The organism is Streptomyces sp. SID13666 (genome assembly GCF_010548325.1).
Lineage (GTDB): Bacteria > Actinomycetota > Actinomycetes > Streptomycetales > Streptomycetaceae > Actinacidiphila > Actinacidiphila fildesensis.
Map to the genome: position 1 here is coordinate 414,232 of NZ_JAAGLX010000003.1, position 12,738 is coordinate 426,969.

Annotated in this window: 9 protein-coding genes and 2 pseudogenes; 6 read left to right on the forward strand and 5 right to left on the reverse strand. The window is 67.4% G+C overall.

Features of this window, described 5'->3' with window-relative positions:
- Window positions 1-78: 78 nt before the first annotated feature.
- The 3 genes from G3I60_RS08810 to G3I60_RS08820 all read right to left on the reverse strand — a co-directional run bounded on the left by G3I60_RS08810 (window position 79) and on the right by G3I60_RS08820 (window position 5,786).
- Complete coding sequence (locus tag G3I60_RS08810) at window positions 79-1,071, reverse strand: helix-turn-helix domain-containing protein (RefSeq protein ID WP_164293056.1); 993 nt, start codon at window positions 1,069-1,071, stop codon at window positions 79-81.
- Between the two features lie 137 nt (window positions 1,072-1,208).
- Complete coding sequence (locus G3I60_RS08815) at window positions 1,209-4,943, reverse strand: S8 family serine peptidase (protein WP_164293057.1); 3,735 nt, start codon at window positions 4,941-4,943, stop codon at window positions 1,209-1,211.
- 645 nt (window positions 4,944-5,588) lie between these two features.
- Complete coding sequence (locus G3I60_RS08820) at window positions 5,589-5,786, reverse strand: hypothetical protein (protein WP_164293058.1); 198 nt, start codon at window positions 5,784-5,786, stop codon at window positions 5,589-5,591.
- Window positions 5,787-5,843: 57 nt separating this feature from the next.
- Between G3I60_RS08820 and G3I60_RS08825 the strand changes: the two genes are divergently transcribed.
- From G3I60_RS08825 to G3I60_RS08840, 4 genes are read left to right on the forward strand one after another with little or no spacing between them, the layout of a single operon-like run.
- Window positions 5,844-6,440: an ATP-binding cassette domain-containing protein gene (locus G3I60_RS08825; protein WP_164293106.1), complete on the forward strand. Its 597-nt coding sequence runs from the start codon at window positions 5,844-5,846 to the stop codon at window positions 6,438-6,440.
- On the forward strand, window positions 6,437-7,261 hold the full coding sequence (locus tag G3I60_RS08830) for an ABC transporter permease (RefSeq protein ID WP_164293059.1): 825 nt from the start codon (window positions 6,437-6,439) through the stop codon (window positions 7,259-7,261). Before G3I60_RS08825 ends, G3I60_RS08830 begins: the two co-directional genes overlap by 4 nt.
- The gene (locus G3I60_RS08835; RefSeq protein WP_164293060.1) at window positions 7,258-8,712 is read left to right on the forward strand and encodes an NAD(P)/FAD-dependent oxidoreductase; all 1,455 of its coding nucleotides are present in this window, start codon (window positions 7,258-7,260) and stop codon (window positions 8,710-8,712) included. The genes G3I60_RS08830 and G3I60_RS08835 overlap by 4 nt, the downstream gene beginning before the upstream one ends.
- Before the next feature lie 2 nt (window positions 8,713-8,714).
- Window positions 8,715-9,605, forward strand: a complete 891-nt coding sequence (locus G3I60_RS08840) for an SDR family oxidoreductase (protein ID WP_203672446.1) — start codon at window positions 8,715-8,717, stop codon at window positions 9,603-9,605.
- A gap of 943 nt (window positions 9,606-10,548) precedes the next feature.
- Here the strand turns inward: G3I60_RS08840 and G3I60_RS08845 are convergent.
- On the reverse strand, window positions 10,549-10,752 hold the full coding sequence (locus tag G3I60_RS08845; RefSeq protein WP_164293062.1) for a cold-shock protein: 204 nt from the start codon (window positions 10,750-10,752) through the stop codon (window positions 10,549-10,551).
- 541 nt (window positions 10,753-11,293) lie between these two features.
- On the opposite strand from G3I60_RS08845, the gene G3I60_RS08850 reads away from it, so the two are divergent.
- Both G3I60_RS08850 and G3I60_RS08855 read left to right on the forward strand, forming a co-directional pair.
- Entirely contained in the window at window positions 11,294-11,680 is a 387-nt protein-coding gene (locus tag G3I60_RS08850; RefSeq protein ID WP_343240847.1) for a hypothetical protein, read from the forward strand.
- A gap of 217 nt (window positions 11,681-11,897) precedes the next feature.
- Window positions 11,898-12,443 (forward strand): annotated as a pseudogene (locus G3I60_RS08855) (integrase); the annotation flags it as partial.
- 2 nt (window positions 12,444-12,445) lie between these two features.
- On the opposite strand, the pseudogene G3I60_RS08860 reads toward G3I60_RS08855, so the two are convergent.
- A pseudogene (locus G3I60_RS08860) lies at window positions 12,446-12,721 on the reverse strand (response regulator transcription factor); the annotation flags it as partial.
- Between the last annotated feature and the right edge of the window lie 17 nt (window positions 12,722-12,738).

Sequence of the window (12,738 nt, forward strand, 5' to 3'; positions counted from 1 at the left end):
GACACCGAATCGCGCACCGCGACGGCAGGGCACCGCTCGCGGGTCGGCGGCGGGGAGATTGCTGATGTCGCGGGACCCTCAGTGTGTCTCTACCCAGCCGTGTCGGATGGCGTGACCGCCAAGCTGCATCCGGGTCCGTACTCCGGCTATGTCCATGAGGTGGCGCAGCCGTCGGTGCAGCGTGCGCGGTGACAGACCAAGCTGTGTCGCGGCCGTCGGGTCGGTCAGGCCGGCGAGCAGTAGCGCGAGGATCCTTCGGTCGAGGTCGGTCGGGCCGTCCGCACCGTGCTCGATGGTGGTTTCGGATTCTCCGCCGGTGCCCGACAGCTGGAGCGGGTGGGCGGTGCGCCATACCGTCTCGAACAGCGCGTCCAGGGCATCCAACAGGCCGCTGCGGTGCAGCAGCACCGCGCCGGGCTCTCCGGCCGGTGTGACCGCGAGCGGGACGAGGCCGAGGTCGCTGTCGGCCAGCACGAGTTTCATCGGCAGCTGGTCGGCGACCCGCAGTTGCACACCGTTGTGCAGTGAATCGATCGCATCGGTGATGATGCCCGGCTCTGCCAGCACCGCCCGGTCCAGTACCGCCCGGAAGTGCACGCCGCGGCGGATGGCCACCGGTTCGGCGGTGTTCTCGTCCGGCGGTACGGCCACGAACGGTGCGGTGATGAAGGTGCGGACCTGTGTGCGAGCTGCCTGCTGCACCTGTAGGAACCGATGCCGGATGGCGTCGACGCCCGTGACGACCTCGATCAGATCGTTGATGCTGCTCCCGGTCATCGCCGCCCGGTGTTCCTCGGCGAAGGTCACCAGTGCCTGCTCGGCCACGCGCAACCCGTCTCGGCGCTGGCTGATGAGAGCGCCGAGCGCCATGGCCGGCGGCGCGGCGGTGAACCGCTCATCCGCCGACCCGATCACCAGTCCCCACTCGACCAGGCGGGACAAAGCCTTGTCGACGTGGGCCCGCGATACGACGAGCAGATCCGACAGCAGCGTCGCGGTGGAGTCCGGCCGCCCGAGCAGGGCCCGGTAGACGCGCTCGTCATCGGGTTCGAGGCCCAGAACATCCAGCATCGGCGACCGACTCGCTTTCCCTTGCAGCAGCGGGGAGAGTATGCGCCATGGTGGCAAGCCGTGAATAGTCCCTGCTGGGAGCAGGTGTGACGGGAAGGGCCCCGGGGAGTCGCCTCCCCGGGGCCCGACAGTACGACTCATCGCAGGCCGTACGCCCGGATGATCTCGTTCTTGACGCTGAAACCGCTGTCCGTCCCAGCGCTCGCGCGGACCGAGATGAAGCCGCCGGGCTTCTTCGCCGTCCTGAACGAACCCTTCCAATAGCCGCCGGCGACCTTGGTCAGTGTCACCTTCTGCCAGGTGGCTCCGTCGTCGTACGAGACGTCCAGCGTCACCTTGGTGACGGTGCCCGGCACGGTGCCGAGGTCCATCGACACCGGCTTGAGCGCGATCTGCTGGGTCGCGTCGGCCCTGACGTCGCCGTGCAGGTCCGACGCCAGCTGGTAGTTCAGGTTCAGCACCGAGAATCGCTCGAAGAAGTCCGAGTCGACCGTGTCGGACATGAAGGTCCACTCGGAGTGTGTGCGCGTCGACAGCCGGAAGACATCACCAGGCCGCTCCGCGTCGAGGACGGCGCGATAGGGCAGGTTGCCCGCCGGCACCTCCACCCACTGCATGTCTCCGCCGTTCGGGTTGTCGTGGATCAGCGTGTCGCCCTGGAAGACCTGCAGGTGGGACGGTGTCTCACCCCACGGCAGGTAGCCCCCCAGCCGCATGTTGTCGCTGGCGGAGGCCCACGCCTGCACGTTCCAGGTCATGTAGTTCTGGCAACGGGAGTTGTACACACCGAAGGACTCGCCCTGGCCGGGCCGGGTCGCCGGAGCGAACCAGTTCAGACGGGTAGTGCTGCCCTTGGCATACGTGTTGTCGCCCGACACCATTGACCAGGGCAGGGCTCCCTCGACGCCCTGAGTGTGGAACTCTCTCCAGACCTGGTCCGGGGTCACCCATTCGGTGCGGGTGCCTGGGTGCCACTCGAGCTCGGGGAGGTTGAACGACGGGCTGAGTGTGAAGTCGGACCTGTAGCCTTCCGCCACTCCGCCGTCCGTGGCCGAGTAGTAGCGGGCATCGATCCGGGCGAGGTCACTCTTGGTCGGCTTGTAGACCAGGGCCCGGTCCGGCACCTGGCCGGGGTAGTCCCGGGTCAGGTCGTAGACGAACGGCGTGTACTGGGTCTGCTGTGCGGTCAGCTTCAAGATGCCGGCCTTGGCCATCGGGACAAGGGACTTGCCCGCGTCGCGGTGCACGGTGGCGACCGGGATGGTCGACTCACCGACGTACTCCATCAGGGCACCGACACCGTCGTTGACCACGATCAGCGCCTTCGCACCGGCCGCGACCGCGGCCTGGGTGCGTTCCTGCGGCGTGACCTCGTCGCTGCGGTTGATGACGACGATCTTGCCCTTGGCCCTCACCTTCCCGTAGGCGGCCGCCGCGCCGTTGCCCGCGTAGACGGCGTCCAGCCTGTCCGTGGCGGTGCCCAGGGCGCTGCCCCCCTGCACCAGTGCCTCGAAGCTGAGCCGGCCACCCAGCGTGCTCAGGCTGAGTTGCGGCTCGCCTTTGCGCCAGCGGGTGGTCAGCATGAACTCGCCCTGCGTCATCGGCTTCGTCGGCGCGACGTAGACGTCGTCGTACGTCGGCGGCAGCACGTACGCGCTGCGGTAGTCCATGAACGGGTCGAGTCCCTTGTAGTGGACGTTGAAGTCGACCTTGCGCTGGCGGTCCTCGGTGCGCTGCGGCGCCTCGGTCTGCAGCAGGCGTGCCTTGCTCGCGTCCAGGACCACGTTCGCGGAGCGGTCCTTGAGCACGGTCTCCGGGGCGACCAGCACGGCCAGACCCGAGCGGTCCGCCTTCTCGCCGGCCACGTCGACGTAACCCGCGACGGTGTACAGGCCGGGTGCCATGCGCATGGTGGTCGAGCCGTCGACGTAGACCGTCCACGGCCAGGAGTCGCCGGCCAGGTTGATTCCGACCCAGCCGGCGGCGGGCTTGCCGTCCCGGCCGACCAGCTTGATGTTCAGGTCGTAGCGCTCCTCCTCCTTGAGCAGTGCCACGGACGTGCGGGTCACCGGCTTCCCGGTGGTCGCATCGGTACCTGTCACGTATCCGACGTGCCGGCCTGCCGAGGCGGCTTGCGGGTCACCGGTCACCGGGACGGCGGCAGTACCGCCCGCCGGGACGGTCACCTTGGTCGCTCCCAGCGCGAACGGGCCGCCGTCATTGGTCAGCGCCAGGTTCAGCGTGACCTCGGTGGAACCGGCGTTGGTGAAGGTCAGGTCCTTCGTGACGGCGATGTCGCTCGGCTCGTGCGGCCATGTGTAGTTGCCGAAGAAGAGCGATCCGGTGCCGCGGACCGTGGTGCGCACGGCGGCGGCCACGTCGACACGGCCGGTGCCGACCTCGTACGGCGAGTACCCGCCGTCCAGGCCCTTCGCGGTGCTCATCAGGTGTTCCTTGAGCTGCGCGCCGGTCCAGTCCGGGTGCTGCTGGGCCAGGATCGCCGCCGCGCCGACCACGTGCGGGGTGGCCATCGAGGTGCCGCTGAGGGTGCGGTAAAGGCCCGCACCACCGTCGGTCATGTCCTGCGAGCGGGCCGCGGTGATGTCCACGCCGGGCGCCGCGATGTCCGGCTTCATGCCGCCGGAGTTGGCCAGCGGGCCGGTGCTGGAGAAGGACGCGAGCTGGTCCTGCTTGTCCGTGGCGGCCACGGTCAGCGCCGAGGCGGCCGCGCCCGGGGAGGAGATGCTCTCCGGGCCCGCGTTGCCGGCGGCGATGACGAACAGAGTGCCGTACTGCGCGGACAGCGCGTCGACCTCCTGCGACATCGGGTCGCTGCCGTCCGTCGGGTAGGAGTCGCCGAGGCTCATGTTGACGACGTCCGCACCGAACTCGGCGGCCCACTGCATGCCGGCCATGACCCAGGAGTCCTGGCCGGAGCCCTCCGCGCCGCCGAGCACCTTCCCGACGAACAGGTCGGCTCCCGGGGCAACGCCCTTGTAGTCACCTCCCGAGGCGGCGCCCGAACCGACGATCGTGCTGGCCACATGTGTGCCGTGCCCGTTGACGTCGGTGACGGCCTCACCCGGCACGAAGCTGACCGTACCGTCGATCAGGCCGGCGAAGTCGGGGTGGTTGACGTCGATGCCGGTGTCGAGCACTGCGACCTTGACGCCCTTGCCGGTGTACCCGGCCGCCCAGGCCTCGGGCGCGCCGATCAGCGGCACGCTCTCCTTCAGGTTGACCTTCACGCGGCCGTCGAGCCACAGCTTCGCCACACCCGCGCCCAACGTCGCGCTGCCCTGCGGCGCGACGGTGGTCCAGAAGGTGCGGGCCTGCCGCTTCTCGGTGCTGAGGGCGGCGCCGTGGATGCCCTTGAGCTTGCGGGTCAGCTTGCTGCCGCGGGGGGCTGTCGGCTCAACGGCCGAGCGAGACTTCGGCTGGGTGTAGGTCGCGATCAGGGGCACCGCGGCCGACTTCGCGTCGTCGTAGCCCATCTCGATCAGGTCGGTGACGTTGAACAGCCGCCGGTCCAGCTTGTCCATGCCCAACAGCGGCACCACCTCGTCCGGAATGACGAACAGGTCGCCCTTGATTTCCTGGATCTTTACGCCGCCGACGGCGCTGTCCGGCCGGTCGACGTCGGCGGTCTGCTTGCCGTCGGCCATCGTGGTGACCGTGACGATGTCGCCAGTGACCAGGGTGACCTTGTGGGTCGCCGAGGGCTTGGCGGGAACGGTGGGCTTGCTCGGAGCGGCCTGTGCGGGCGCTTGCATTACCGCGAGCCCCGACGCCAGCAGCGGCACCGCGGTGACGGCCGCGATCAGCTGCCAGCGCCTGCGGCGGAAGGCGGAATGTTGCGAGAGGGAGGACATGCCATGGGTCTATCGGCCGGTAGCGACGACGTGAAGGCCCCATGGCGGCAAGTCCTCGCCATGGCAAAGACTTGTCGGCCGCAAATCGCGCGAATCTTGGCAAGACCGCACTTTCCGCACGTGGTCAGTCAGTCAACGGATGCAGCGCGAAGCCCTTGTCGACCGCTCGCGGCCCGGTGACGAGCGCCACGTGCAGGTCGAGAACACCGTCCGGGCGGTACCGGCCCACGGCGGATCCGCCCCACAGCGCGACCCTGTGGGGCTCGGAATGGGGCAACGGTGTCGCTGATCCAGGAGACCTGCTCGTTCCCGGCAGGACGGTGGTGATCGACGACTTCACTCCGGCCACTTCCTGGCCGCCGCATTTCAATGGAGCGCCGGACCATCCCCGCATCCATTGGCTGACGCATCCTCAACTCCGCGCGGTTGAGGTGCGTATCGCTGCGGATCTCTCCGCAGTTGTCGGCACCCGGCTGTACGCGCCCGGGAAGTACTGATCACGATCGATTCCGGAGGATCGTGCAGGCCGCGGCAGGACGACTTGGGTGAGTCCGCACCATTCGCAGAGGGCGCGGAACCGCCGGTTTCCAGCCATGATCCGAAGCCGCTCTATCTGATGAAAGGCCCCGCCCACTAAGCGATTCCTCAGATCTCCAACGCCCGGAACCTGCGCGCGCAGTTCTTGGATGCGGCGGGTGAAGCATGCGGGTTACGAGTTGGTGGCTGGGCTTCCACCGGACCCGGCAAGTTGACGAAGGCTGTCGGTCGCACGGGCTCGCGCATGACCTTCTCGACCTTGGCGGCCTGCGGTGTCTTCGCCGCCCCTTGATCGTTGACCAGCACCGGAACGGCGTACTTGTTAGCAGGGTGAGGTCGGTGGAAACGCAGGTTCGTCTACGGATGAGCGGTGTGTGCAAGGTGTACGGCAGGCGTGCGGTGTTGCGTGGAGTCGATTTGGAGGTTTTTCCCGGGACGTTGACGGGCGTGGTCGGTGAGAACGGTGCCGGCAAGAGCACTCTGCTGCAGATCGCTGTGGGACGGACGGTTGCTGACGCCGGGCGGGTCGAGCGGTTCGGAGCCGTCGGATTCTGCCCTCAGCGGGCCGTGGTGAACGACATGCTCACCGTCGATCAGCATCTGCGGCTCTTCCAGATCGCTCACCGACAGACGAACCTACGTCCCGCGTATGAGTTGATGGACGTTTTGGCGTTCGCCGACTGCCGACGCCGACGCGCTGGCGAGTTGAGCGGCGGAACGCGGCAGAAGTTGAACCTCACTCTCGCGTTGATGCACGAGCCGGCGTTGCTAGTGCTGGACGAGCCGTATCAGGGCTTCGATTGGGACACCCACCAGAGGTTTTGGGAACTGGCAGGACATCTGCGCGCCCAAGGCCGCTCCGTGGTCGTGGTTTCCCACATTCCCGATGACCTGCGGCACTTCGACGCGGTGTACCAGCTGTGCGACGGGCTGCTTGAAGAGAGGGTAGCGGCGCTGTGACCCGTGCCTGGGCTGCCTATGCGGTGGCCTTGCAGTTCGCCGTGCTGAGTCTTGTTCGCGACCGACTCGCCCTGCTCATGGCGGTGTTCTTCGTTCCCGTGTGGATCTGGGTAGTCAAAGTGACCGCGTATCCCACTGCGGTCGTCTTCTACTTGCGGGCGGTGGGCACCGAGGCTTCCAGCACCATCGACAGGATCTTTCAAATCAGCAGCGCTCTGCACGCGCTCACAGTGATCTGCGGTTTCATGATGTTCCGGGCGACGTTCACGGCCCGGGACATGGACGAACGCCTGGTGCTGGCGGGCTATCCCCGCCCGCAACTGGTGCTCGCCAAGGTCACCGCCTTGACTGGAGCATCCGTGGTGCTGTCCCTGTACGCGACCGTGCTGCTACGACTGTCGTGGCCCGTCCTGCAGCCCGCACCTTTGTGCGCTGGTCTGGCCACCGCGGCCCTCGCTTACGGCGGCCTCGGCATCCTGGCGGGCTCGTTGGTGCGCGGGGAGTTGGAGGGGTTCTTCCTCATCGTCATGACGACGTTCCTCGACACCAGCCTGCAGAACCCCGTCACCAACCCCCACGCCCAGCAGACCGGCCTGGGGGCCCTACCGCTCTACGGGCCGGCTCAGGCGGTCAACGCCGCAGCCCTCACCCATACCGATCCCGGCTGGACGGCAGCGCGGGCCCTGGTCTGGTGCGCCCTGTCCTGCGCCGCGGGAATGCTGGCCTTCTACTACAAGACCCGCTCGTTCGGCCATCGCACACCCACGGCGCCGAGCGGTGCGGCGGGGGCCGAAGCGGCCATTCGGGCGGTACGCGGATGATCAGCGAACACGAGACTGTCATCGTGGGCGGCGGGTTCAGCGGCATCGGCATGGCCATCAAGCTGTGCCTGGCCGGGCTACGCGACTTCCTTGTCCTGGAGAAGGGCGAAGATGTAGGAGGGGTCTGGCGCGACCACACCTACCCCGGCTGTGGGGCCGACGTGCCGGCCACCTTCTACTCATTCTCCCTCACCCCTCACCACCCCTGGTCCTCCACCTACCCCCCGCAAGAAGAGATCTGGGCCTACCTGCGGCAATGCGTGCGGGACTTCGGCATCAAAGAGCACATCGCCTACCGGCGCGAGATGCTCACAGCTGCCTTCGACAAGGACACCCAGCGCTGGACCATCCACACCGCACACGGTCAATACCGGACACGGTTTTTGATCCTGGCCACCGGCGGACTGAGCAAACCGCTCATGCCGAACCTCGACTCCTTCACCGGGACGGCGTTCCACACCTCCCAGTGGGATCACACGTGCGAGCTGCAGGGCAAACGGGTCGCGGTGATCGGAACGGGCGCCAGCGCCATTCAAGTCGTACCCCACATCGCCATCCAGGCAGCCCAGTTGAACGTCTTCCAACGCACACCGGCCTGGATCCTGCCCCGGTTGCAACGCACCCACCGCCTCTGGGAACAGCGGCTCACCCGGCGCCTGCCAGGACTGCAGCGGCTTCGCCGGGCCGCGGCCTACTGGAGCCTGGAAGTCCGCGGTCCGGTCATGTACGCCCTGCCCCGTCTGGGCCGGCTGGCGGAAGCCGTCGCACGCCGGCACCTGCACCGGCACGTGCACGCCCCGGACGTGCGAAAGGCGCTGACCCCGCTTTATCGCATCGGCTGCAAGCGCATCCTGCTCTCCAGTGACTTTCTGCCCGCACTGCGCCAGCCCCACGTGCGCGCCGTCAGCGAGCCGATCAGCGAGATCCGCGGACACGAGATCGTCACCCAAGACGGCACACGGCACCCGACGGACGTGATCATCTGCGCGACCGGGTACGACGTCATCGACGAATACGCCCGGCTGGACATCACTGGTACCCACGGACGCAATCTGGCACAGGTGTGGAGCACCGGACTGAGCTCCTACCTCGGGGTGAACGTGGCCGGCTTTCCCAACATGTTCCTCCTGCTTGGCCCCTACTCCGCTGCCGGACACACCTCGGTGCTGTTCATGGCTGAAGCCCAGATGCACTACATCCTGCGCTGCCTGCGTCTCCTGGACAGGACCGGAGCCCGCTCCCTGGATGTGCGGGCCGACGCACAGCAACGCTTCGAGGACGACATCCAACGCCGCTCACGCCGCAGCGTATGGACCACCGGCGGCTGCGACAGCTGGTACCTCGACCGCACCGGCACCAACCGCGTCATGTGGCCGAAGTCCACCGTCGCGTACTGGCTGCGCACCCGCTCCCCCCGCCGCGGCCACTACCACCTGCACCAGGAGAATTGATAGTGCCCGCCTTCCCCGCCGTCGCGCTCGTCACCGGCGGCGCCTCCGGCATCGGCCTGGCCCTGTGCGACGCACTCACCCACCGCGGGATCACCGTAGTTTCCGCGGACCTGCACCCCGGCCCCGACGGTCCCCGACGGGAATCACTCGTTCTCGACGTCACCGACCCCGACGCCGTCACCCGCACCTACCAGGGCGTCTTCGAGCGCCACGGCCGCCTGGACATGGTCTTCAACAACGCCGGCATCGTCACCTGTGGTGCCACCGAAACACTCAGCCTCGCCCACTGGCAACGCGCCATGGACGTCAACTTCTTCGGCGTCGTGCACGGCGTCCGCGCCTGCTACCCCCTGATGATCGAACAGGGGCACGGCCAGATCATCAACACCGCATCCATCGCCGGCCGCGTCGCCATCGGCGGGCTCAGCCCCTACATCGCCAGCAAACACGCCGTCGTCGGCATGAGCCTGGGACTTCGCGCCGAGGCCGCCCGGTACAACATCCGCGTCAACGTCGTGTGCCCCAGCCTGGTCGATACCCCCATCCTCGACCACCTCAACCCGGACCTGCCCGCAACAGCCCTCGCAGCCGCCGCAAAACCCCTCATGCGCACCCTGCACCCCTGGCCCTACCCACCCGAACGCCTGGCTCAGCACATCCTCACCCGCCTCACCCGCAATAAAGCCGTCATCATCGCCCCCGCCCGCGCACGCGCCTACGATCGCCTCAACCGGCACACACCCCGCCTCGCCGACAAGCTCAACCACATGCTCACAGCACGCGCCCTCAGCACCGCTGCTCACGCAGCCCTACCTGCCGACCCGAAGCGTGCTGTCACGACAGCGACTGACCCTGCGCACCAGGCCCAGATGTCGTGCCGCCGCCTGGGGTGACCTTCGCGCCGTCATGTCCGTCACTGAGGCGTAGCGCCTGGTGCGCTCTCGATGCCATGTCGGTCGGCGGCGGCCCGGGCGGGGCGCCACCGACAAGCGGCGGCCACATAGCCAAGGATCGTCGGTTTGGGCAACCGGTGATCGTCGCGACCATGGAAGCTCACCACAACCACGAGCCTCCCGCAGAGAACACGAACCACGCAGCCCTATTGCAGCCCGCGAACTCAGAGTCGACTAACCCCGGCAAACGCTCATCCGCCGGATGACCTTGCATGAGCCGTACCGGCCGCCCGGAGTTCTTCGCTCGGCGAGTGAGACGCCTCGTCATAAGCGTGATGGACGCCCAGGTGACGAGTGACTCAGCTCAGGTGCGCGTTCGTGGTCGCAGCAGTGCCGGAGGGCCCGTATAAGCACGACCGCACCAGCCGAGCGACCGCAACATAGACGACGATCGCCGGTTGGGGTAACCGGCGATCGTCGCGACCATTGAAGTTCACCCGAGCCCCCGACGAGCTTCCCGTGGAGCCCATACGAACCGCACAAACTCTGGCCTCGTGGCGATGCCCGGATCCTCGGTGCGTCACCGAGAGCGACCGCTCTTTTGAGTACGGCGGGCCGTTCTGCTCATGATCAGCCGACACGCCCTCTGCTCACCTCTCGCGGAAACCAGCGTTTCCGCAGGAGCCGGTGCTCACGAAAGCGCGCTCCCTACACGAGGTCTCGGATCCGCGACTTCCCTGATAATGAAGGCGCTTGGGTGACAACGGATTGGCAAATCCGCGATCCCGCTGACAATGACTACGTTCGGTAGCGGCCCTTCCTGAGGCTCCTACGATCTCCGCTGAGTTCGCGCTGCCCGTCCTCCATGCCACCCCAACATGGCTGTGCGGAGCGCGGGCAGCACCGGGCGGTCAGCGACTCCTGTCGGTTCGCTCCTGAGCCGTCAGATGACTCGCACACCTGAAGCCTGTGGTCCCCTGGGCCCCTGTGTGACGTCGAACTCGACGCGCTGGTTCTCCTCCAGCGATCGGTAGCCGTTGCTCTGAATCTCGGAGAAGTGGACGTAGACGTCTTTCCCCCCGTCGTCCACCGTGATGAACCCGAACCCCTTCTCACCGTCGAACCACTTCACCGTGCCCTGCGCCATGTCTGACTCCTCAAAGGTAGAAACGCGTCATCTCGGACAAGCTACCCCCCAGGGCGGACTGCTCAAACGGCCAGAGGTCGGCCGCACGGCCGACGCGTACGAGGCTCGCCTCCCCCGACTGAGCCAAGCACCAAATCGTCTGCAGCCGGAAACCCCCGGCTGGTCAAACCGACCTTCGTCTCGACTACTGATGTGCCACCCGTAGTCACCAACCAGTTGACGGCCAAAGCCGATTGCGTACCAAAAGCTGACACATGCGGCGCTCGCGTAGCCCGAATTCCAGCGCTCTCGCAGGAACCATTGCGCGCGAAGTCGCGGACCCTACCCGAGGCCCTGACCCATGTCTGACGTGCAGATCACCCTGTCCTACAGCCGGGACGCGGGCATCGTCGCCATCGCGTCAGGCGAACAGGCGAACAGGACCGTCCCGCAACCACCACCAACGTGAGGAGAGTCCCGCCCCTTTGGACCCTGGCACCCACTTCGTCTTCGGCAGGGCACCCACGACGAACACGGCTTCGTCGCCTCCTTCACCCCCTCCGTGACCCCGCACCTCGCCGAATGGTTCCTGGCCTGCGAGCAGTTCGAGCCCGCCCCCCACCAGCCCAGGCTGTTCCGGCTCAGCGAACCCGAGCGTGACGGCCCCCGCCGCACACGCCAGGCTGTAAAGGATCTTCGCAGTCACGGATATGCCGTGCACGCCGACCTCTCCCTCGACCCTGCAACCCCGGTCAGCCCCCTGCGGCCCGCTTTGCCGGACGGGGTGCTGGAGCGCCGCTGCCGCCTCGCGCAGGCCGCTGCCGGCCGATCGCCGCAGCGCAGTCCGGCACCCTCCACGTCGCCGCCGTCGGCCTGGCCGATCCCGCCGAAGCCCACCTACGCACCGACCATCCACTGGGCGGTCCCGGGCGCTGGACGCCGCCGATGAACCGTGGCAGCAATCCGACCTCATCAACTGCGGGCAGGCCGCCGAGCCGAGGCCGACCGTCGCTGACCCCCACCCACCAGGAGGAAGCAATCTCCGACACTGCGGGTGCCGATTAACCATCCGCCCAGGCCGCGGTCTTGATCGCCGGTATCCACTGTGGCTGTCCCCCACCTCTGATGTCTTTACCCGCAGGGCGTCAGCGGCATCATGATCTGTCGTGCTGCTTCGTCTGGCCTACCTCGCCGCGACCAACGCCTTCGCCTTCCTGCGCCTGCTGCCGATGAGCGACCGCGACAAGGACATCGAGATCCTTGCCCTGCGACACCAGCTGCTGGTTCTACAGCGCCAGGTCGGCAAGCCCACCTTCACCGACACCGACCGCGCCATCCTCGCCGGCCTGCTCCACCACCTCCCTATGAACAAACTGCGCCAGCTCCTGCTGCTGGTACGCCCCGACACGATCATGCGCTCGCACCGCAACCTGCTCGAACGGCGCCATGCCGCATCCTGCGTGCCGAAGCGGCGTGGACGACCACCCACCGCCCGCTCGATCCGCGCCCTGGTCCTGCGCCTCGCCTGAGAGAACACTTCCTGGGGATACCGGCGCATCCACGGCGAGCTCGCAGCCCTGGGTATCAAGGTCGCCGCCTCCACCGTCCGGGAAATCCTCAAGGAGCACGGCATCCCACCCGCGCCGCAACGACAGGACACCACCTGGGCCGACTTCCTGCGCAGCCAGGCACACGCTCTGCTCGCCTGCGACTAGCCCACACCGCTGCTGTTCGCAGACAGCAGGTCAGCCGCGTACCGCTCCTCCACGTACTGCGAAAGCAGCACTACCGGCGTCCCCGGCCAGCGCCGACGGATCTCCATCGCCGCCCGCACCCCCTCGTCGGTGAAGCCGGGCGGCATCCGGACGTCGATCAAGGCAAGTTCGGGCCGGTGCTCCGCCACTGCTGCCAACAGCCCCTCCGCGTCGCCGGCCTCCGCGGCGACCTGGAACCCGCCCATCTCCAGCACCTTGATCAGGCCGACCCGCAACTACACCGAATCCTCGG